Source organism: Methylobacterium sp. Leaf85, from assembly GCF_001422125.1.
GTDB classification, from domain to species: domain Bacteria; phylum Pseudomonadota; class Alphaproteobacteria; order Rhizobiales; family Beijerinckiaceae; genus Methylobacterium; species Methylobacterium bullatum.
The window spans coordinates 25,339-46,956 of record NZ_LMME01000033.1 but is presented as its reverse complement, the minus strand read 5'-3'; the positions used below and the strand labels follow the sequence as shown (position 1 = coordinate 46,956).

At 68.7% G+C, this 21,618-nt stretch carries 18 protein-coding genes; 6 read left to right on the top strand and 12 right to left on the bottom strand.

Going from position 1 to position 21,618, the window contains the following annotated elements; all coding sequences use genetic code 11:
- Positions 1-52: 52 nt before the first annotated feature.
- Together ASF08_RS19895 and ASF08_RS19890 are read right to left on the bottom strand one after the other, a co-directional pair.
- Entirely contained in the window at positions 53-1,285 is a 1,233-nt protein-coding gene (locus tag ASF08_RS19895; protein WP_056148945.1) for an efflux RND transporter periplasmic adaptor subunit, read from the bottom strand.
- A complete protein-coding gene (locus ASF08_RS19890) occupies positions 1,282-1,965 on the bottom strand; it encodes a TetR/AcrR family transcriptional regulator (protein WP_056148943.1) in 684 nt (227 codons plus the stop codon). The genes ASF08_RS19895 and ASF08_RS19890 overlap by 4 nt, the downstream gene beginning before the upstream one ends.
- Positions 1,966-2,337: 372 nt before the next feature.
- Here ASF08_RS19890 and ASF08_RS19885 point away from each other — a divergent pair, with 372 nt between their 5' ends.
- On the top strand, positions 2,338-2,826 hold the full coding sequence (locus ASF08_RS19885; RefSeq protein ID WP_244474592.1) for a hypothetical protein: 489 nt from the start codon (positions 2,338-2,340) through the stop codon (positions 2,824-2,826).
- A 253-nt stretch (positions 2,827-3,079) separates the two neighbouring features.
- On the opposite strand, the gene ASF08_RS19880 is transcribed toward ASF08_RS19885, so the two are convergent.
- The 10 genes from ASF08_RS19880 to ASF08_RS19835 form a co-directional block, all read right to left on the bottom strand.
- A complete protein-coding gene (locus tag ASF08_RS19880; RefSeq protein WP_026175835.1) occupies positions 3,080-3,478 on the bottom strand; it encodes a hypothetical protein in 399 nt (132 codons plus the stop codon).
- A gap of 195 nt (positions 3,479-3,673) precedes the next feature.
- Positions 3,674-4,567 (bottom strand): transporter, encoded by an 894-nt coding sequence (locus tag ASF08_RS19875; protein WP_056148939.1) that lies wholly within the window; start codon positions 4,565-4,567, stop codon positions 3,674-3,676.
- 318 nt (positions 4,568-4,885) lie between these two features.
- Positions 4,886-6,454 (bottom strand): c-type cytochrome, encoded by a 1,569-nt coding sequence (locus ASF08_RS19870; RefSeq protein WP_056148937.1) that lies wholly within the window; start codon positions 6,452-6,454, stop codon positions 4,886-4,888.
- A 46-nt stretch (positions 6,455-6,500) separates the two neighbouring features.
- Positions 6,501-6,860, bottom strand: coding sequence for a hypothetical protein (locus ASF08_RS19865; protein WP_056148935.1), 360 nt, complete (start codon positions 6,858-6,860; stop codon positions 6,501-6,503).
- Positions 6,857-7,378, bottom strand: a complete 522-nt coding sequence (locus ASF08_RS19860; RefSeq protein ID WP_056148933.1) for a TspO/MBR family protein — start codon at positions 7,376-7,378, stop codon at positions 6,857-6,859. The genes ASF08_RS19865 and ASF08_RS19860 overlap by 4 nt, the downstream gene beginning before the upstream one ends.
- Positions 7,375-8,559, bottom strand: coding sequence for a geranylgeranyl diphosphate reductase (locus tag ASF08_RS19855; protein ID WP_056148931.1), 1,185 nt, complete (start codon positions 8,557-8,559; stop codon positions 7,375-7,377). Before ASF08_RS19855 ends, ASF08_RS19860 begins: the two co-directional genes overlap by 4 nt.
- A gap of 10 nt (positions 8,560-8,569) precedes the next feature.
- Positions 8,570-9,907: a BCD family MFS transporter gene (locus ASF08_RS19850; protein ID WP_056148928.1), complete on the bottom strand. Its 1,338-nt coding sequence runs from the start codon at positions 9,905-9,907 to the stop codon at positions 8,570-8,572.
- Entirely contained in the window at positions 9,907-10,830 is a 924-nt protein-coding gene (gene chlG / locus ASF08_RS19845) for a chlorophyll synthase ChlG (RefSeq protein ID WP_056148926.1), read from the bottom strand. Before chlG ends, ASF08_RS19850 begins: the two co-directional genes overlap by 1 nt.
- A gap of 103 nt (positions 10,831-10,933) precedes the next feature.
- Positions 10,934-12,379, bottom strand: coding sequence for a transcriptional regulator PpsR (gene ppsR / locus ASF08_RS19840; protein ID WP_056148924.1), 1,446 nt, complete (start codon positions 12,377-12,379; stop codon positions 10,934-10,936).
- Positions 12,380-12,414: 35 nt separating this feature from the next.
- Entirely contained in the window at positions 12,415-13,158 is a 744-nt protein-coding gene (locus ASF08_RS19835) for a cobalamin B12-binding domain-containing protein (RefSeq protein ID WP_056148922.1), read from the bottom strand.
- A gap of 444 nt (positions 13,159-13,602) precedes the next feature.
- On the opposite strand from ASF08_RS19835, the gene bchF reads away from it, so the two are divergent.
- From bchF to bchL, 5 genes are read left to right on the top strand one after another with little or no spacing between them, the layout of a single operon-like run.
- Complete coding sequence (gene bchF / locus ASF08_RS19830) at positions 13,603-14,109, top strand: 2-vinyl bacteriochlorophyllide hydratase (RefSeq protein WP_056148920.1); 507 nt, start codon at positions 13,603-13,605, stop codon at positions 14,107-14,109.
- Positions 14,106-15,392 carry a ferredoxin:protochlorophyllide reductase (ATP-dependent) subunit N gene (locus ASF08_RS19825; protein WP_056148918.1) on the top strand — a complete coding sequence of 429 codons (1,287 nt, stop codon included), beginning with the start codon at positions 14,106-14,108 and terminating at the stop codon, positions 15,390-15,392. Before bchF ends, ASF08_RS19825 begins: the two co-directional genes overlap by 4 nt.
- Before the next feature lie 4 nt (positions 15,393-15,396).
- Complete coding sequence (gene bchB, locus ASF08_RS19820; RefSeq protein WP_056148916.1) at positions 15,397-17,043, top strand: ferredoxin:protochlorophyllide reductase (ATP-dependent) subunit B; 1,647 nt, start codon at positions 15,397-15,399, stop codon at positions 17,041-17,043.
- On the top strand, positions 17,018-20,728 hold the full coding sequence (locus tag ASF08_RS19815; RefSeq protein WP_056148915.1) for a magnesium chelatase subunit H: 3,711 nt from the start codon (positions 17,018-17,020) through the stop codon (positions 20,726-20,728). Before bchB ends, ASF08_RS19815 begins: the two co-directional genes overlap by 26 nt.
- A complete protein-coding gene (bchL, locus tag ASF08_RS19810; protein WP_018043258.1) occupies positions 20,725-21,618 on the top strand; it encodes a ferredoxin:protochlorophyllide reductase (ATP-dependent) iron-sulfur ATP-binding protein in 894 nt (297 codons plus the stop codon). The genes ASF08_RS19815 and bchL overlap by 4 nt, the downstream gene beginning before the upstream one ends.

Sequence of the window (21,618 nt, the reverse complement as noted above, 5' to 3'; positions counted from 1 at the left end):
CGCGGCAACCCGTTCTGATGGTGCGGGAGGGGGGGGAAGGCAGGCGCAAGCCCTAGGGCTGGCCCGCCTCCGCGGTCTCCTTGCGCGACGGAGCGGCCACCATGGCCGGTGCCGATAGCGCGACGGGGACGGCGCGGACCCGGTCGCCGTCGCGCAGGAAGCTGCCGGCGCGCGCGACCACGGCCTCGCCTTCAGCAAGACCGGCCCGGATCTCTATGTCGTCGTCGTCGGAGAGGCCAGCGCGGACCTCGCGTGCCTCAACGACCCCGTCCGTCACCACAAGGACGCTGCTACGCTTCGGCCCGCCATAGAGGACGGAGGCCTGGGGCACGGTTACGCCGCGGGTCCGGGCGATCTCGATGGCGCCACGGGCGAAGGTGCCGATGCGCAGGCGGGGATCGGGATCGAGCCGGACGCGGACCTTGCCGAGGCGGCTCGCCCTGTCGACTTCCGGATAGACCGCGCGCACGCTGCCCCGCACCCGCTCACCATTGGGGAGCTCCATTGAGGCGGGCGTGCCCTCGCGCAGCAGCGGCAGCTTGGTCTCGATGACCTCGCCTTCGAGTTCGATCTCGCCGCGCGCGATCAACCGGAACAGGGGCTCGGTGGAGGACGAGGCGGCCATGCCCACGCGGGCGACGCGGCGGCTGACGATCCCGGCCTCGGGTGCACGGATCTCGGTGCGGGCGAGACGCAGATCGAGTTCGTCGCGCAAGGCCCTCGCCTGGGCGAGCTCTGCCCTGGCGATGACGAGGCCGTTGCGGGCGAAGGCGAGCTTGCCTTCGGCCTGGCGCAGGGTGGAGATGCGCCCCTCCATGATCACTGCCGTGCCGTTGCCGCTCTGCATGAGTTGCTTCGCCCGGTCGTGGGAGAGGCGCGCCTCCATCTCGGCGGCTTGCGCCTGCTCGATGCTGCTCTGAGCCTGCGGCACGACGGCGGCGGCCTTGTCGACGAGGGCGTTCTGCTGAGCGATCTGGCGGTCGATGAGGTCGCGCGAGAGCCGGGCGAGGACCTGACCGCTCTCCACGCGCATACCCTCTTCGACGAGGACTTCGGTCACCCGATAGCCCTCGATCTCGGGGGTCACCAGGATCTCGTCGCGGGGGACGAGGGTTCCGGTAACGACGACCTGCTCGACGATCTCGCGGCGCCGGGCCTCGACGGTGCTCACTGCCGGCGCCAGTCTGACCGGGGTGGGCGTCACTTCGGCGATGACCGACCCCGAGGGCAGGCCGAGGCCGAGGATGAGGATCGCGGGACGGACGACCTTGAGGACGGCACTCATAGGCTGCTCTCCAAGACGGTTCGTGATGGATGACCGGGGGAGGCGAGCAGGACGCTGGATTCTGATTCGAGTGACGCCGTCGGCAGCCGTCCGGCCAAACCCGCTTCGATCAGAACACACAGATGCGCCACTGCCGGGGCCGGATCGAAGTCCGGCCGAAGGGCCAGGTTGACGAGGATGCCTTTCATCAGCGGATTCAGCGTCTCGTCGTAGAGGGCGGCGGCATCGCAGGCCGGCGAGGTGGCCAGGGACGCGAGGGTCTCGACGAACCAGAGGCGGGCCTCGGTCTCGCCCCGATCGATCATGGCGGCGATGTCGGGATTGCGGGTAGCTTCGGACCAGAGATCGACGCGCAGGACCGCACTCTCGCGGGTCGCCTGGGCGAAGTAGCGTTCGAGGATCCTCATCAGGGCGCCGCGGCGATCGCCGGCCCGCTCCATTTCCTCGACGAGGGTCATGCCATGCCCGCGCTCACGCTCGGCGAGCCCGAGGACCACGGCCTCCTTCGACTTGAAGTAGTGGTAGATGTTGCCGGCCGTCATGCCGGCCTGGCGCGCAAGATCCTGCATCGTCGTCCGATGGAAACCGTTCCGCACGAAGCAGGTCTCGGCGGCATCGAGGATGTCCTGGCGCCTGGCCGAGGGGCCGGACTTCACTTCGATGGCGGCACCGGCGCTCACGATGCCGACCTCCCGTCCGCGCCGAGACTAGAACCTTCCGGTTGGGTCATTCCGCAGGACCGTGCCTGCCAGGACCAGGATTGCTCGGCGTGATCGGCGCAGACGCGCGCCTGCCAGCCGTCGGAGCCCGCACCGGTCCAGCCAAGGAAAGCGAGCCAACCAACCAGGATCAGAAGCCCCGGCAGAAGGGTTGACGGCCCACAGGCGGAACGGATCGAAGCCAGGACGCGCCCGGCATCCCACCCGCGCGGCGCATCGACATCGTCATAACAACTGAACTCGCCCATGACGCCCCCCCCGTTCCCTCAATGCCTATTGAACGTTCATTCATGAGTCAATGAACGATCATTCAATGGCGTCGGGGCGTGTGCGATGGTCCACCTCGACAGGGCGAGCGGCGCGCCTATTTTACCTGTCATGCGCCTCATCATCCTGACCGCCGCCGTGCTCTCGCTCTCAGTCCTGTCGGCACGCGCCGATTCCTGCGGTGATCTCATCGACAGCGTGGTCGCCGAAACGAAAGCCACCCTCGTCAACCGCACTATCGATTTCGCCGAGATGTCGTCGACAGACGGGATGACGCTGACACTCGCCTGCGGTGACCCGTCAGCGGTCGGCGTACAGTTCAAGGGCGAGACGCCAGGGGATGCCTATTATGGCCTGTTCGGCCGGGCCGGGCGGATCGCCACCGGCATCGGGGCCGACCTGATCGAGGCGGCCGCGCGCCGCGCCCGCGAGCAGGCGGTCGTCACCCGACATAGTCACGCAGATGCGGCGACAGCCCTCGTCACGTGCTCGGTGACGAACGGAAGCCGCGGACCGATGACCGGATGCGCCGTGGTAGACAAGCGCGACCGCTAAAATTTACTCCGGCGGCCGGGTCGTGTCCCTGGACGTGGTGTAGCTTAGTGAGGGCCACCACGGTCATAGGCTTGGGCCAGGAGGATCAGACTGCCAGGGTCGGCAGGCTGAGGAGGGGATCATTACTGATCGAGGGATATTTTACCGGGTCATGGAGCGCGACTGTGCTCGATGACCCAGTTGTCACATCCCAGCAGGACGCGGCAACGAGCCTGTCTCGACGGGCCGTGAGAGGGTCCGTTTCGCGGAGAGATCAGGCCGAGGCGCCGGCGGAAGAATCGAACAGGAAATCATCGGCGGCCGGGACCGTGACGGACAGGCCCGAACCGTAGGCGGCCTTCGACAGGCGCCATGGACGATCGACCTGCGCGCGGATGGCCTCAGACGGACGCAGGCGCCGTAATGCGCTATCCTCTCCCAATTCCTCCACGGTGAGAAAACCATAGACCTGCAGACGGGCAGCGATCAGCTTGGTCTCGCGGTCTCCGGCCGCGACCGCGAGCGTCCCGCTAGCATAGACCGCATCCATAAGTGCGCGCTGGTCCACACGCCTCGCGGCGAGGGAGGGCGAGACGACAGGAGCCTGGGGCTGGGGCCTACCAGGACGCCGGAAAGGGACCACGTTGTCGATCGCCGTGTGAACGCTACGCATACACCGTTACCCTTGAAACCACACGTGGGGACCAGCGAACGCCGCTGCGGCCCCGACGATCGCTAGGTTTCGACGAGTCGGATTAATGGGCGGTTTACGGTAAACGCCGGGCTTGTCTCGATGGAGCACCGACGGCCTGCGGAGCAGGGAGACGGATCGCATGCCGCGCGCCTGTCGCCGCCCTGTGACGATGCCCTACCGCAGGGATTGCCGCCCGCTCAGCGGAATCGAGGGCGCCGCCGAATTGATACTTTCCTTGTAGATCGGCACGATCAACCGCAGCCAGCCGCGTGTCTCGCGGCCACCATAATTGCGCTCGGCCACGTCTCGGGTGACGTAGGCCTGGACGTTCACCGGCCCGAAATTGTAGCCGACGAGGCCGCCCACCGCGACCTGACCCTGGCGGCGATAGCCCGGGAAACGCGTGGGCAGATCGGTGGAGGCAAAGGCCACAGGGCCGACCTCCCACTTTTTGAACTTCTTCGTCGCAGTGAGATCGATGTTGAGATAGTCGGGAAAGACTACGCCCTGCGCGGTCACCGGATCGACGAAGACCCCGTAGAGCAGATTGGCGGTGAGGTTGAAACCGTTGCCACTATACGTCGCGGCAAAACGGTGGCTCAGCGACGCGTTCTGAGTCAGGAAACTCGTCTCAATCGGTAGGTATCCGCCGAAGAGATAGCTCACCCCGATATCGTTGCCGAGATTCCAGGCGAGCTGGGCGGCGAGCAGAGGCTGGCCGATACCACTCTGGCAGGGAGTGCCGCGCGGGCTCGATGCCACAACTGGCTGGATCGCCACGAGGTTGAGCCGCGCGCCCAGCAGGCTCCACGGCGTCGCCCAGAGGAAGGTAGGCAAGTTGATGTTCGATTCGGAATCGAACGGTCGGGTGTCGCGGATGCCGAAGCTTGACGTGTTGACGAAATAAAGGCCGACGGGGAGCTGGGCGCCGACCGGAAGGCCGACCGTCTGCCCGGGTTGCGCCGCCGAACCGGCCTGGGCCGGCCCGGAGGCGAGGGTCGTCAGGCCGAGCCCAACGCACAGGGTGAGACCGAGCGTGGAGGCTGCGTAGCGAAAACCGTGAATCATCCAGTGCCTCTTCCGGGAGCGCGACAGGGAAAGTGCCGCATTCGAGCAAGCTCTCCCTCATCGACGCACCAGCACCGGATCCCATTCCCTCCGTCCCTCAATCGTAGCGGCGTTGTCGCCCAAAGGTCACATTTGTATAGCCCGCCGCTTGACGAGCAAGTCAACAGGGAATAAAGCAATCAATTTTTATTTTATCTTACAATATAGATATTTGTATTATTATCCACGGTGACTTAACCCGATACGCCGGCGAAAGTCATTAGCGGCAGGCTTGCAGTCTCCACCTGCGCCGAAGAAGGCAACGTCGGCCCGTATCGATCACGGCGTCGGCTCGGCACCCGCGGGACCCGGCAAGGCGACCCGTTTTTCGGGGTTCCTGATCTGGCTGTAGACGATGCTGGAGAAGCTTCCGATCACCGCGTGCCAGCCGGGCTTGCCGTAGGCCGGGTCGTTGCGGGCGGCCTGGCAGAACGCTGTGGTCAGTCCGTTGACGATGTCGTCATCTTTGGCGCCGCCGGCCACGGCCTTCACCTTGGGCAGCAGAGCGTCGACGACCGGGATGAAGTTCTCCTGCGCCAACCCCTTCAGGCTCGTCGCGGCGGGGGTGTTGGCGATGGCTTTGGCCACGTTCGGTTGGGCGATGACGGCGCAGGGTGCCGTTCCCGCCAGCATGGTCTGCGTGGCGGCGCGGGCGGTGCCGACGATGCCGCGCTCGGCGATGACGGGGGCGCTGTTGCCCCAGGCGTTGCGGATGTAATCGGTCACGTCGGCGACCTCCTGATCGGTCATGCCCGCACCCACAGCCGGCATCGGCGCATAGCCGTTCTGGGCGGCGAGCCCGCCGAGAACGACGCGGATCACCGTCTCGGGGCCTTCCGCCTGGACGGACGTGTTGCCGGCGAGCGCCGGGATCGCCCCCTCGACCCCCTTGCCGTCCGGCTTGTGGCAGGAGGAGCAATAGCTGAGATAGGTCGCGGCACCCGGCGCATCGGCCTGGTTAAACGCCTGAAGATCCTTGACTTTATAGCTTTCTTTCGCTTTCTGCGTGCGCAGGTAGGCGACCATCGCCTTCAGATCGGCGTCGGTCAGCTTGGAGAGGGATTCCTCGATGGTCTGACGCATCGGCCCTGCCGCGACGCCCGGCTGGTTGCCCGGAGCGGCGCCGGTTTTGAGGTATTCGACCACTTGATCGTCGCTCCAGGAGCCGATGCCGGTGTGGTCGTCGGGGGTGATGTTGGGGGCGTACCAGCCGTCGATGACCCCGCCGCCGAGTTTTCCGGCCAGCCCGCTGTTTCCGACGATCTTGTTGGCGTTGTGGCACATGCCGCAATGGCCGAGCCCCTCCACGAGATAGCCGCCGCGATTGACCTCGGCGCTGGCGTTCGGATCCGGCTTGAATTCGCCGGCGGTGAAGAACGCGGTGCGCCAGGTGATGAGCGCCGTGCGAATATTGAACGGGAACGGGATCTCGGAAGGCTTGCGCGGCTCCTTCACCGGTTCGAGGGAGCGCAGGTAAGCAAAGATCGCGTCGGAATCCTCGCGCGTGACTTTGGTGTACCAGGCGAAGGGGAAGGCCGGATAGAGATAGCTGCCCTCGTTGTCGATGCCTTCGTGCAGGGCGCGGTAGAAGTCGTCGGCGGTCCATTTTCCGAGCCCGGTCTCGTCGTCCGGTGTGAGGTTCGGCGTGCGGATCTTCCCGATCGGCGTGTTGAGAACGTAGTTCCCCGCGAACGGCTTGCCCCCCGGCGCCGAATGGCAGGCGACGCAATCGCCCGCCGTCGCCAAGTATTCACCCCGCTTGATCTGTTCCGCATCTTGGGCCGAGGCACAGGTCGCGGCGGCCATGAGGCCGGCCGAACCGAGCAGGAGGGCAGATATGCGACGCATGAAGCCGGTTCTCCACTCATGAAGCCGAAGGTTGGACAGCTGCAATTCAGGCACGCCTCGTGACCGTTCTGCCCGGTTGGCCAAGGTCGGGCATGGCCGGATCGGATGCGGAACGCGACCCCCCGAACATGCGCAACGCGACCTCCCCTAGATGCGCCATCAGAGAGGCGATGAGGCAGAGCGCCACCACCGTCCAATCCGAGCCGATCAGCGCGGCGCGGATCGCCAGCATCAGGGCCGCGCCCGAGGCGAGGTTGCAGAAAAGGGGCGCAAGGAGCGGGCGATCCCCCCCGTAGAGGCGCCATGCCACGAGGGCGGCGGCCTCCAGGGCCACGAGACCGAGGATCACGTCGATGATCCGCCCGGAGGCGAACAATGCCGCCAGGGTCGCCGCATCCGGAATCATGCGCGGCTTCCGATACTGCGAGCGGGGCGGGCCTCACCGAACGGCCCGTTCAGCCGCACGATCGCCCGGTTGAGCAGTGTCGCGACGCTGACCCAGGCGAGGTAGGGCGCGAGCAGGAGGGCCGCGATCCCCGAGACCTGGGCCGTCACGGCGATCAGCGCCACGATGGAGAGCCACAGGGCGATCACCTCGAGATAGGCCCAGTCCGGCCGGCGCAGGCGGAAGAAGATGCCGCTCCAGGCGATGTTGAGGACGAGGTTGACGCCGTAGGCGGCGAGCAATGCAGCGCGCGCCGAGGTTCCGGCCTCCGCGTGCCAGGCCATCACGGCGGAGATCGCCGTGAGGGTGAAGATCGTGGTCCAGACCGGGCCGAAGGCCCAGTCCGGCGGCTTCCACGAGGGCCGCCGCAGGGATTGATACCAGGGGCCGGTGGTCGTCAGGAGCCCGCCGGCCAGGGCGGTGACGAGGGCGGCGGCCGCCGCGGTCACGACCGGGCCGGTCTCGAACCCGCCGATCATGGGGAGACCCAGCGGAACAGGTGCGCCAGATCCTTGAAGAAGATCCGCACATGGGCGGCGGGCTTTGCCCGCACCAGCTCCTTGTTCATGTAGGAATCCCAGGTGAGCTGCTGGACATCCTTGTCCTTGCAGATCGAGACGAAGCGCTCGCGCAGGGCATCGTTGCGGTACCAGACCCACTGCATCATCCGCAGGATCAGGAAGACGCGCCCGTGCAGGCGCATGAAACGACGCCGGGCCAGGGCCAGGGAGGCGGCCTTGCCGGTGGCGAGGAAGGTGTCGGCCGCCTCCGCCGCGAGACGGCCGCCGAGCATGGCGTAGTAGATGCCCTCGCCCGAGGCCGGGGCGACGATGCCGGCGGCGTCCCCGGTGAGCAGCACGTCGCGGCCATTGTCCCAGCGCCTGAGCGGTTTCAGCGGCAGCGGCGCGCCCTCGCGGCGCAGGGTTTCCCCGGCATCGAGGCCGGTGGAGGCGCGCAAGGCCCGGATCGCCCCGCGCAGGGAGAAGCCCTTGCGGGCGCTGCCGGTGCCGATGCTGATCGTGTCGCCATGGGGGAAGACCCAGGCGTAGAAATCCGGCGAGAGCTTGCCCTGGTAATAGACGTCGCAGCGCGTCCCCTCGACGTCGCCGCTCCCATCCGCCGGACGCCGGACGATCTCGTGATAGGCGAAGACCTGTTTCATGGCCGCATGGCCGGGAATCTCGGCCCGCCCGACCACGGAACTCGCCCCGTCAGCGCCGATGACGAGGCGGGCGCGGACCCGGTGCTCGGCCTCGCCGGAGCGGTAATGCACGGTGGCCCCGCCGTCGTCGTCTCGGACGATGCGGGTGAAGCTGCCGGGGCGGTGGTCGGCCCCGGCCAGGGCCGCGCGGTCGCGCAGCCAGGGGTCGAAATGCTCGCGGTCGACCATGCCGACGAAACCGTCGCCGATGGGCATGTCGACACGCTTGTCCTTGGGCGAGACCATCCGCGCCGAGCGCACGCGTGCGACGAGCAGATGGTCGGGAATCGCGAAGTCGCGGATCAGGCGCGGGGGAATCGCGCCGCCGCAGGGCTTGATCCGGCCCGGCTTGTCGAGGAGCAGGACGCGGCGCCCCATCCGGGCGAGATCGGTGGCGGCGGTGGCCCCGGCCGGGCCGCCCCCCACCACCACGACGTCGAAGGTCTCCGGCTCCGGCATGGGACTCACCTCAGCGATAGCGGGGTTGAAGCACGGGCCGTCGTGGGCGGGCGGCACGGCGCAGCAGCGTCGCGCCCGCGTGCTCGATCTTAAGAGCCAGGAGCGCGCCCACCAGGAACAGGGCGGCCTCGGCCAGGAACACGGCGGCATAGGCATGGACCGGCTCGGGGCTGACGAGACGGGCGAGATCCACCGCCATGGTCCCGAGGAAGCCGCCGGCCCCGAAGGCGACGCCCTGGGCCGCGCCCCAGACCCCCATCCGGGTGCCGCGCTCGGCCTCGCCGCCGGCACCCGCCAGGCCCATCATCGAGCCGATGGCGGCCACGGCGAACATGCCGTTGAACAGGCCGAGGGCGAAGACCGCGACGCGCAGGGGAAAGTCCGGGCCGATGAGGCCGCCGCCGGCGATCCCCGCCAGCGCCAGGGCCGAACCGGCGCAGCCGGTGGCGGTCCACAGTTTCAGCGAGCCGAGATACGGGCCGCCGATCCCCATGGTGAGGCCGGCCACCGTGAGCATGCCGGCGAGCACGCCGCCATGCTGCAGACCCGAGAGCTTGGTGGTGACGCCGGGCGTCATCGCGAAGACGAGGCCGGCGAAGGGTTCGAGGATGAGTTCCTGCGCGCTGTAGGCCAGCATCGCCACGAAGATGAAAACGGTGAAGCGGCGCGAGGCCGGCTCGGACCAGACCCGTGCCAGCACCTCGCGGAACGGCCGCTTCGGGGCGCCCTCCGCGTGGCTGGACGGAGCGCGCTCCGGCTCGATGCCGCCGACCGCGAGCACGGCCAGGAGGAAAGCGAGGAGCGAGACCGTGCCCGACACGGCCACCAGCCGGGCGCCGGAGAACGGATCGAGGAAATGTCCGGCGATCGGCGCGGTGATGGCAAAGCCCGCGATCATCATCACCCAGACGATGGTGGCCGCAGCCCCCCGGCGGCGCGCCTCGACGCCGCCGGCCAGGAGCACGAGGAGGGAGGTGCCCGCGGCACCCGCCCCCATGCCCACGGTGAGGAAGGACAGGATCGCCAGAGCGATGCCGGCGGAAAGATGGGTTTCCATGAGGGCGGTCGCCGCCGCCGCGCCGAAGCCGCCGAGGCACAGCGCGGCCATGCCGCCGACGATCCAGGGCGTGCGTCGCCCGCCCATATCCGAGCCGTAGCCCCAGCGCGGGCGCAGGACCTGGACGGCGTAATGGAGGGTCACGAGGGCGCCGGGAATCATCGCCGGCAAGGCGAGCTCCACCACCATGACCCGGTTGAGGGTCGAGGTCATGAGGACGACCACGGCACCCAAAGCGGTCTGGACGAGGCCGAGGCGGACGATGGCGAGCCAGCCCAAGGTCGGCGCCATCACGCGGCTCCCTGCTGCGCGATGGCTCTCAGGGCGAAGGCCGCCACCAGCATGCCGAGCACGTAGAGGGTGGTGCCGGTGCCGTTGTACCAGGCCGCCCGTCCGCGGGGATCCTTCAACAGGCGGGACATCAGGACGAGTTGCGCGGCGAGCAGGCCGGCAACGAAGACCGCATGCCCGGACCGGTCCCAGGCGTAGAGGAGGGCGATCACCGCCAGCTGGGGCAGGGCCATGACGAGGCAGGCGAGGCGGGCGGCCCGGTCGGTCCCGAGCTGGACCGGCAGCGAGCGGAGATTCATGCGCGCATCCCCTTCCACCGACTTGAAATCGTTGAGGGTCATGATGCCGTGAGCGCCCACGGAATAGAGAAAGGCCACGGTGAGGATGCGGTGGTCGGGCAGGGCGCCGGCCATCACGGCGGCACCGGTGAACCAGGGCAGGCCCTCGTAGCAGAGCCCCACCGCGGCGTTGCCCCACCACCCGTTCTGCTTCAGCCTCAAGGGCGGCGCGCTGTAGATCCAGGCGAGGACCAGCCCGAACAGGGCGGCATAGAGGATCCAGACCCCCAGGGCGGCAGCGACGGAGAGGGAGAGGGCGGTCCAGGCCAGTGCCACGTAGAGGCCCCAGCGGCCAGGCATCCGGCCGGACGGGATCGGCCGGTTCGGCTCGTTGATCGCGTCGACATGGCGGTCGTACCAGTCGTTGGCCGCCTGCGAGGTGGCGCAGACCAGGGGGCCGGCGAGCACGATCCCGGCGACGATGACCGGCCAGTGCCCGCTCGCCGGAACCCCGGAAGAGACCACCCCGCAGGCAAAGGCCCACATCGGCGCGAACCAGGTGATCGGCTTCAACAGCTCCAGCAAGGCGCTGGGAGCGGGCAGTCCGCGGATGGCGGAAGGAGCGGGAGAGACCGACGTTGCCATGACATCGAAGCTAGGTTCCGACGCCTCGACGTGTCAAGTTTGATTTACACTTGGGCCGACAAATAAAGGCGACAGTCGGACGCAGGCCGCCCGTCGCCTAGGCTCATTCGTCGTCGGCGAGATCCGGCCCGTCGAGGTCACCGATCCCGTAGCGGCGCAGCTTGGCGTAGAGCCCCTGGCGGCTGAGGCCCAGCATCTCGGCGGCCGAGGCGCGGTTGTCGCGGGTGATGCGCAGGGCGGCCTCGATACACAGGCGCTCGATCAGGTCCGTCGATTCGCGCACCAGGTTCTTCATGGAGACCCGCCCGACCAGCTCGGTCATCTGCTCGACGGACCGCGGCAATTCCCGCCCGCCGGGGGCGGCGGCGGTGCGGCGGGGGGTCGAGCGGATGGTGAAGCCGAGGCACGGCTGGCCGCCGCCCGGGACCGAGACGGCGGCGACCTCGACCTCTTCCACCGACCCATACTCGCCGCGCAGGCTCGTCGCGTAGTGGCGCACGGAGCCGTGATGGCCGAGGGTCGAGAACAGGGCGGCGGCCTCGGTCTCCTCGCGCCCGAGCCAGCGGTCGAGGGGCTCGCCGCGCACCTGTTCCTCGGTGGCGAGCTGCACCAGATCGAGGAAGGCGGCGTTGGCCGCGAGGATGCGCCGCTGCGGATCGGTGACGACGAAGCCCTCCGGCAGGCTCTGGATCACGTCGAGGGCCGAGGCCCCGGTCCGGCTCGGGGGGGCCGCGTCGGTGGGCTCGGCCGACAGCCGCAGGAGGGCGCTGGTGGCGTTTTCCTGCCGGAACAGCGAGGCGGCGACGCGGGTCTCGCCGCGACCGTTGCCGAGACGGGCGACGAGGTCGCCCGCCTGTCCGGTCACGCGCAGGCCGGCGAAGAGCGATTCGAGCTCGCGGGTACTGCCCGCATCGAACAGGTCCACCACGTCCTGACCGATGATGCGCTTCTCCACGCGGCCGATGAGGCGGGCGGCGGCCGGGTTCACCTCGGTGACCCGGCGCGTGGCGGCATCCACCACCAGGACCGGCTCGCCGGCGAGCTGGAACAGCAGGCGGTAACGGGTCTCGGCGCCGCGCAGGCGCAGGTAGTCGCGCTCCAGCGCCTGCTGGGTCTCGGCGAGCTTGCGCTGCAGCGCCGCCATCGCACGCAGGTTGCGGCCGATGACGATCACCGGGCCGCCGGTCTCCAGGCGCATGGCCGAGTAGCGCACCGGCAGGTCGATGCCCGTGGCGGAGGGATGGTTCACCTGGCGCCAGCGCGTGACCGCGCCGGGGGCCGCGTCACGCAGGAGGGCGGCGATCTTGGGCCGGCTCTCGACGGTGACGGTGTCCACCCAGAGCTGGCCGAGCCAGGTCTCGCAACCCTCGTCGGTGAAATCGGCATTGCCGAAGGCCGCATCGCGGATGACCCCGTCCGCGTCGACGATCAACGCGAGGTCCGTCGCCGCGGCGACGAGGAGCCCGGCCGCCTCCGCATCGAGGGGACCGAGGGTTTTGCGAAGCGCTGCGAACGTTTCCGCCGCTGCAGGGAGTGCCAGACTGGTCAAGGATCACCACGATGTGACGACGTCGAGCCGGTCTTTCAGCAGGGTCTGGCCCGCGGATCAAGCAAGCTCTCGGCAATGGAAATGGCGAGACGGGCATCGCTCGCCGTCGCGTCAGCGCCGACGAGAACCGAATGGTCGGGGTTTTCGGTGAAGATCGGCCCACCGACCATGACACGAACCGACGGATTGCGCGAGGCGCGCCGAAGCTCCGCCACCATGTTCGCGAGGGCCGGAAGGAGGGTTTCGGAGCCGAGCGACACCCCGATCACGTCGAACCAGCCCGTGCGGGCGGTCCGGATCGGGTCGGGGTGGAGCTCGTGCGCCGCGCTCGTGACGTCCCATCCGGCATCGCGGAAGAACCGCTCGATGAGGGAGAGGCCGAAGCTGTGCGTCTCGCCCGGGCAGGCCATCAGGAAGATGCTACGCCCGTGCGGATCCGGCGCCGGCTCCGAGCGGAACCGGGCTGTGAGGTCGTGCATGATGCGCTGGAGGCGCCCCATGGCGATGGTGAGCTCCGCGAAATCGCAGAGATCCTCCTCCCACAGGTGGCCGAGATGGCGTGCCGTGGGGGCGAGGAGGTCGAGGAGCAGGCTGTCGAGGGAGAGGCCGTCCTCGATGAGGACGACGATCCGGCTCTCCACATCGTCGCAATCGGGCGCGAGCACCAGGGCGGCGAACTCGGCGATCTGGTCCGGCGTCGGCAGGATGCCGGGACGCTCGGAGCGGGGGTCGGCCCGGTGGGCCAGCATCAACCGCGGGATGATCTCGGCTTCGACCACGCTGGCGAGGTCACGATCCCAAGCCGGGCTCCGATCCTGAAACGGTCGATCGGGATATAATGCATTATTACGTTGCGGATGGACTTCGCTGGACGACCTCTCAAACATCGAGGCCGCCCGAAGCGAACTGACGTCATCCATTGGAACCTCCCAATGTTGCTGACGGCTTCTTGATCCAGCTCGATCTTGAGTGTCGAACTTCGCATCATCGACTTGCGAATGCCTTTGACGCTGCGAGCAACATGAAAATGGTTACAAGCGGGCCTTGACGATGACGATACCGGTTGCCAACGATTTGGCAATCCCGCCCCTCACATTATTCTGCATCAAATCTGTAAAATGAAAACGACGTAAAGCTAGCTTGACACTCTTCCGGCGGGTTCCTAACCTCCCTCTCAACGAGCCTCCGACCATGCGGGGCCGGGTCAAGACGGGGTGGAGCCGATGCCTGCAAGAGGAGGCCAGCCGAGACGACCTCTCTATTCGCCGGCCGAGCGCGCCCGGCGCGACGCCTCCGCCTGGACTCTGGTTCAGGGCATCCTCGCGCCGCTCCAGTTCCTGGTCTTCCTCGTCAGCCTCGGCCTCGTCCTGCGCACGTTGGCGACGGGGGAGGGCGCGTCGGCCGCCAACACCTCCATCGTGGTCAAGACCCTCGTCCTCTACGCGATCATGGTCACCGGCTCGATCTGGGAGAAGGACGTCTTCGGGCGCTACCTGTTCGCCCCCGCCTTCTACTGGGAAGACATGGTCAGCATGCTCGTGCTGGCCCTCCACACCGCCTATCTCGTGGCGCTGGCCACGGGCGCCCTCGACACGGCGGGGCTGATGCTCCTGGCGCTGGCCGCCTACGCCTCCTACGCCGTCAACGCCGCGCAATTCCTGCTGAAGCTGCGGGCCGCCCGCCTGCAGGCGTCGCCCCACGTCGTCCTCTTCACGGAGGGCGCGCGATGAATGCCCACGCTCCCGTCACGGCGTTCGAGAACGAGCACGGCCTGGAGATCCGGCAGGAACGCGGCCAGCGGGCGGTGTTCTGCGGGCTCACCGGCATCGTCTGGCTTCACCGCAAGATCCAGGACGCCTTCTTCCTCGTGGTGGGGTCGCGCACCTGCGCGCATCTCATCCAGTCGGCGGCCGGGGTGATGATCTTCGCCGAGCCGCGCTTCGCCACCGCCATCATGGACGAGCGCGACCTCGCCGGCCTCGCCGACATGAACGACGAACTCGACGCGGTGGTGGGCCGCCTCGTGGCGCGCCGGCCCGAGATCAAGCTCCTGTTCCTGGTGGGGTCGTGCCCCTCGGAAGTGATCAAGCTCGACCTGTCGCGCGCCGCCCAGAGGCTGTCGCGCAACCTCGCGCCCGACGTGCGGGTGCTGAGCTATTCCGGGAGCGGCATCGAGACCACCTTCACGCAAGGGGAGGATGCCTGCCTCGCCTCCCTCGTGCCCGAGATGCCGGCCGCCGAGGCGGCCAATGCCGAGACCTCGCTCCTCGTGGTCGGCGCGCTCGCCGACGTGGTCGAGGACCAGTTCTCCCGGATATTCTCGGAGATGGGAATCGGCCCCGTGCGGTTTCTACCCGCGCGCCGGGCCGGGGCGATGCCGCCTGTCGGGGAAAACACCCGCTACCTCCTGGCCCAGCCCTTCCTCGCCGACACGGCGCGGGCGCTGGAAGAGCGGGGCGCCACACGGCTCGCCGCTCCGTTCCCACTGGGAGCCGAAGGCACCACGGGCTGGCTCAAGGCGGCGGCGGAAGCCTTCGGCGTGTCGGCCGGACGGTTCGAGGCCGCCACCGCGCCGGGGCTGCGCCGGGCCGAGCAGGCGCTCGCCCCCTACCGGGCGATGCTGGCGCAGCGCCGGATCTTCTTCTTTCCCGATTCGCAGCTGGAAATCCCCCTGGCGCGCTTCCTCTCGCGGGAGATGGGCGCCGAACTGGTGGAAGTCGGCACCCCCTACCTCCATCGCGGGCATCTCGACCGCGAGATGGTCCTGCTGCCGCGCGGCACCCGGATCGTGGAAGGGCAGAGCCTCGACGACCAGATGGACCGCTGCCGGCAGGCCCGCCCCGACCTCACCGTCTGCGGGCTCGGCCTCGCCAACCCGCTGGAGGCGGAAGGGCTCGCGACCAAATGGTCGATCGAGCTGCTGTTCACTCCGATCCAGGGCTACGACCAGGCCGGCGATCTCGCCGAGCTGTTCGCGCGCCCCCTCGTCCGCCGTACCCGGCTGGAGGTGTAGCCCGATGCAGCTCACCGTCTGGACCTACGAGGGACCGCCCCATATCGGCGCCATGCGCGTCGCCACCGCGATGCGCGGCCTGCACTACGTGCTGCACGCCCCCCAGGGCGACACCTATGCCGATTTGCTGTTCACCATGATCGAGCGGCGCGACGCCCGCCCGCCGGTGACCTACACCACCTTCCAGGCGCGCGACCTCGGCTCGGACACCGCCGCGATCTTCAAGGACGCGGTCGCGGCCGCCTACGAGCGCTTCCGCCCCGAGGCGATGATCGTCGGCGCCTCCTGCACGGCGGAGCTGATCCAGGACGATCCGGGCGGTCTCGCCAAGGCCCTGGCCCTGCCGATCCCGGTGATCCCGCTGGACCTGCCCGCCTACCAGAAGAAGGAGAACTGGGGCGCCTCGGAAACGTTCTATCGGCTGGTGCGGACCCTGTGCGGCCCGAAGGCGGAGACGGTCGGGAAGGCCGGACGGCGCCCGTCCTGCAACATCCTCGGCCCCACGGCCCTGGGCTTCCGCCACCGCGACGACCTCGTGGAGATCCGGACGCTTCTCGACGCCCTCGGCGTCGACGTGAACGTGGTGGCGCCGCTCGGCGCGAGCCCCGCCGATCTCGGCCGCCTCGGCGAGGCCGATTTCAACGTGGTGCTCTATCCCGAGATCGCGCGCGCCGCCGGGCAGCACCTCCAAAAGACCTTCGGCCAGCCGATGGTCGAGACCGTGCCGATCGGTGTCGCCGCCACGATCCGCTTCGTGGAGGAGGTGGCGGCGGTCGCCGGTGTCGATCCGGCCCCGGTCCTGTCCGGCGCGCCCTCGCGGCTACCCTGGTATTCGCGCTCGGTCGATTCGACCTATCTCACGGGGAAACGCGTCTTCGTTTTCGGCGATGCCACCCATGCCCTCGCCGCCGCCCGGATCGCCGCCACCGAACTCGGCTTCAAGGTGGTGGGTCTCGGCAGCTATGCCCGCGAATTCGCCCGCGAGATCCGGGCGGAGGCGGCGCTCCACGGCATCGAGGCGACGATCACCGACGATTACCTCGAGGTGGAGGCGGCGATCCAGGCCAGCGCCGCCGAACTGGTTCTCGGCACGCAGATGGAGCGCCACATCGCCAAGCGTCTGGGCCTGCCCTGCGCGGTGATCTCGGCCCCGATCCATGTCCAGGATTTCCCCGCCCGGCACTCGCCGCAGATGGGGTTCGAGGGCGCCAACGTCCTGTTCGACACCTGGGTCCATCCTCTGATGATGGGGCTCGAAGAGCATCTGCTCGGCATGTTCCGCGAGGATTCCGAGTTCCACGCCGACGCCGCGCCCTCCCATCTCGGCCCCGGTCACCAGCCGCTACCTCCCCCCTCTGCGGGGGAGGGTGGCCCTCGCGTCAGCGAGGGTCGGGAGAGGGGAGCGCCAGTTCCGGAGAGGTCGCCCCCTCTCCCGCCTGCTCCGCAGGCACCCTCCCCCGCAGAGGGGGGAGGGAGTTCCGGTTCCGCACACAGCACGTGGGCTCCCGATGCCGAGAAAGAACTGAAAAAAATCCCGTTCTTCGTGCGGGGCAAAGCCCGCGCCAACACCGAACGCTTCGCCCGGGAGCGGGCGCTCCCCCTCATCACCGTCGAGACGCTGTACGATGCCAAAGCGCATTTCGGACGCTGAGCGTCCCGCCCTCAGCCTCGTCGTCGTGACGATGGACAACCACATGGCCAGCGCCCTGGAGCGCGCCCGCCACAGGCTGCGCGACGAGATGCCGGGGCTCACGCTCTGCTTCCACGCGGCGGCGGAATGGGACACCGACCCGGCGGCTTTGGCCGCCTGCAAGGCCGACATCGCCCGCGCCGACATCGTGGTCTCCACCATGCTGTTCATGGACGAGCACGTCCGCGCCATCCATCCGGCGCTGCTCGCCCGCCGCCCGCATTGCGACGCGATGATCGGCTGCCTCTCGGCCAGCGAGATCGTCAAGACCACCCGCCTCAACCGCTTCGACATGGACGGCACCAAAAGCGGCGCCCTCGAATTCCTGAAGAAGCTGCGCGGCAAGACCGGTGCCCAGGGCAACGGCGCCCGCCAGATGGCGATGATCCGCCGGCTGCCCAAGATCCTGCGCTTCATCCCCGGCTCGGCCCAGGATGTCAGGGCCTATTTCCTCACCCTGCAATACTGGCTCTCGGGCTCGGACGAGAACATCGCCAACCTCGTGCGCTTCCTCGTCGGCCGCTACGCCGCCGGGCCGCGCGAGAACTGGCGCCGGATCGCCGCCGCGCCGGCGCCCCTGAGCTACCCCGAGACCGGTCTCTACCATCCGCGCATGAAGGGCCGGATCGGCGAGGATCCCTCGCGGCTGCCGGTCCCGACCGCAGGGATGAAGGGCCGCGTCGGCCTGCTGGTGATGCGCTCCTACGTGCTCGCCGGGAACACCGCCCATTACGACGGCGTCATCGCCGCCCTCGAGGCGCGCGGGCTCAGTGTCGTGCCGGCCTTCGCCAGCGGCCTCGACAACCGTCCGGCGGTGGAGGCGTTCTTCCGGAGCGACGGCCGGCCCGCCATCGACGCCCTCGTCTCGCTCACCGGGTTCTCCCTGGTGGGCGGCCCCGCCTACAACGACGCGGCCGCGGCCGAGACCACCCTGCGCGACCTCGACGTCCCCTACCTCGCCGCGCACGCCCTCGAATTCCAGACCGTGGAGCAGTGGGAGGCCTCCGACCGCGGCCTCTCCCCCGTGGAAGCCACCATGATGGTGGCGATCCCCGAACTCGACGGGGCCACCGCGCCGATGGTGTTCGGCGGCCGTTCCAGCCGCTCGCCCGGAGCCAATGCCCGAGACATGAGCGTCCATTCCGAGCGGGCCGACATGCTCGCCGCCCGTGTCGAGCGCCTCGTCTCCCTGCGCCGCAAGGACAGGGCCGCGCGCAAGGTGGCCATCGTCCTGTTCGGCTTCCCGCCCAATGCCGGGAGCATCGGCACCGCCGCCTTCCTCTCGGTCTACCAGTCCCTCCACAACACCCTGAAGGGCCTGAAGGCCGACGGCTACGACGTCGCGGTGCCCGACAGCGTCGACGATTTGCGCAACGCGGTGCTGGCCGGCAACGCCGCCCGCTATGGCACCAGCGCCAACGTCCATCACCGCATCCCGGCCGACGACCATGTCCGGCGCGAGCGGCATCTCTCCGAGATCGAGGCGCAATGGGGTCCGGCGCCGGGGCGCCAGAACAGCAACGGCTCACAGATCTTCGTGCTGGGCGCGCAGTTCGGCAACGTCTTCGTCGGCGTGCAGCCGGGCTTCGGCTACGAGGGCGACCCGATGCGGCTGCTGTTCGAGCGCGGCTTTGCCCCGACCCACGCCTTCTCCGCCTTCTACCGGTACCTGCGCGAGGATTTCCGCGCCGACGCCGTTCTGCATTTCGGCACCCACGGGGCGCTCGAATTCATGCCCGGCAAGCAGACCGGCCTGTCGGATTCCTGCTGGCCCGAGCGCCTGATCGGGCCACTGCCCAACGTCTACCTCTACGCCGCCAACAACCCCTCCGAGGGCATGATCGCCAAGCGCCGCTCGGCCGCCACCATGGTGAGCTACCTCACCCCGAGTCTCACCCAGGCCGGGCTCTACCGGGGCCTCATCGACCTCAAGGCTTCCATCGAGCGCTGGCGCGGCCTGGAGCCCGAGGCGGAAGCCGAGCGCCGCGACCTCGGCCAGATGATCCAGGCGCAGGGTTCCGCCCTCGACCTGACATCGGCCGAGCCGGCCTGGTCCGGGGACATGTCCGGCAGGGTCCTGGCGCTGGGCCTCGCACTCAGTGAACTCGAACACACTCTGATCCCGCACGGGATGCACGTGGTCGGGGAAGGCACGCCCCCCGAGGAGCGGATCGACTTGCTGCTCGCCCTGGCCGACGCGTCGGGCGGCCTGAAGCCCGACCGCGCCGGCATCGAGGCCCTGGTGGCGGGCGCCCCCCTCGACCGGGCGCTGGCCGAAGCGGGCCTGCCCCTCGACGAGGAGCACCGCGCCGCCTTCGCCGCCCTGCGCGACACCGACGCCCTGCTGGCGCAAGACCACGAGCTTCCCGCCCTGCTGCGGGCGCTCGACGGCCGCTTCATCGCCCCGGTCGCCGGCGGCGACCTCCTGCGCAACCCGTCCGTACTGCCCACGGGACGCAACATCCACGGCTTCGACCCCTACCGCCTGCCCTCCGCCTTCGCGGTGGCCGACGGCACGCGGCAGGTCGCCCGCATCCTCGCCCGCTACCGCGACGACGGCGCGCCCCTGCCCGAGAGCATCGCCCTGGTCCTCTGGGGCACCGACAACCTGAAGAGCGAGGGCGGCCCCATCGCCCAGGCCCTGGCCCTGATCGGCGCGAGCCCGCGCTTCGACGGCTACGGCCGCCTCTGCGGCGCCACGCTGATCCCCCTCGAAGAGCTCGGCCGCCCACGCATCGACGTGGTGGTGACCCTGTCGGGCATCTTTCGCGATCTGCTCCCTCTCCAGACCAAGCTGCTGGCGGAAGCCTCCTATCTCGCGGCCACCGCCGACGAGCCGTCGGAGCGGAACTTCGTGCGCAAGCATGCCCTCGCCCACATGGACGAGCACGGCATCGACATGGAGACCGCCGCCCTGCGGGTGTTCTCCAACGCCGAGGGCACCTACGGCGCCAACGTCAACAACCTCGTCGAATCCGGCCGCTGGGAGGACGAGGACGAGATCAGCGAGACCTTTTCGCGGCGTAAATCCTTCGCCTATGGCCGCAACGGCCGGCCCACCGCCCAGCGGGCCCTGATGGGCAGCGTGCTCGCCAAGGTCGATCTCGCTTACCAGAACCTCGATTCGGTGGAGGTCGGGGTGACCTCCGTCGACCATTACTTCGACGGTCTGGGCGGGATGGGCCGGGCGGTGGCCCGCGCCAAGGGCGAGGCCGTGCCGATCTTCATCAGCGACCAGACACGGGGGGAGGGCGTCGTGCGCTCCCTCTCCGAGCAGGTCTCCCTGGAGACCCGGACCCGCATGCTCAACCCGAAATGGACCGAGGGCATGCTCGGCCACGGCTACGAGGGCGTGCGCCAGATCGAGGCGCATCTCACCAACACCATGGGCTGGTCGGCCACCTCCAACGCCGTCGCGCCCTGGATCTACCAGCGCATCACCGAAACCTACCTCCTCGATCCGGCGATGCGCGAGCGCCTCGCCGCCCTCAACCCGACCGCGTCCGCCAAGGTCGCGCATCGGCTGATCGAGGCGCACCAGCGCGGCTTCTGGACTCCCGACGCGGCCACGCGCGACGCGCTCGACCGTGCCGAGGAGGAGCTCGAAGACCGTCTCGAAGGCATCACCGCAGGGGTCGCCGCATGAACATCGCCATCCGTAATCCCGTGGCCTCGCGCCGCGAGGAAGGCAGCCTCCAGGTCGAGCTCGATCCGGCGCTGAAGATCGGCACCGCCAAAGTCTTTGCCGTCTACGGCAAGGGCGGAATCGGGAAGTCCACCACCTCGTCGAACCTGTCGGTGGCGTTCTCGAAGCTCGGGAAACGCGTGCTGCAGATCGGCTGCGACCCGAAACACGATTCGACCTTCACCCTGACGAAGCGCCTCGCCCCCACGGTGATCGATGCCCTGGAGGCGGTGCAGTTCCATTCCGAGGAATTGCGGATCGAGGATTTCGTGGCCGAGGGCTATAACGGCGTCATGTGCGTCGAGGCCGGCGGCCCCCCCGCGGGCACCGGCTGCGGTGGCTACGTGGTCGGCCAGACGGTGAAGCTCCTCAAGGAGCATCACCTTCTCGAAGACACCGACGTGGTCATCTTCGACGTGCTCGGCGACGTGGTCTGCGGCGGCTTCGCCTCGCCGCTCCAGCATGCCGACCAGGCGCTGATCGTCACCGCCAACGACTTCGATTCGATCTTCGCCATGAACCGGATCGTGGCCGCGATCCATTCGAAGTCGAAGAATTATCCGGTGCGGCTGGGGGGCGTCATCGCCAACCGCTCGGCCAAGACCGACGAGATCGACCGCTTCAACGCCGCCGTCGGCCTGGAGCGCATCGCGCATTTCCCCGATCTCGACGTGGTCCGGCGCTCGCGCCTTAAGAAATCGACCCTGTTCGAGATGGAGCCGACGCCGGAACTCATCGCGGTGACGGACGAGTACATGCGGCTGGCCGCCCATCTCTGGGCCGGCGGCAAGCCGCTCTCGGCGATGCCGATGAAGGACCGCGACCTGTTCGAGTTCCTAGGGTTCGATTGA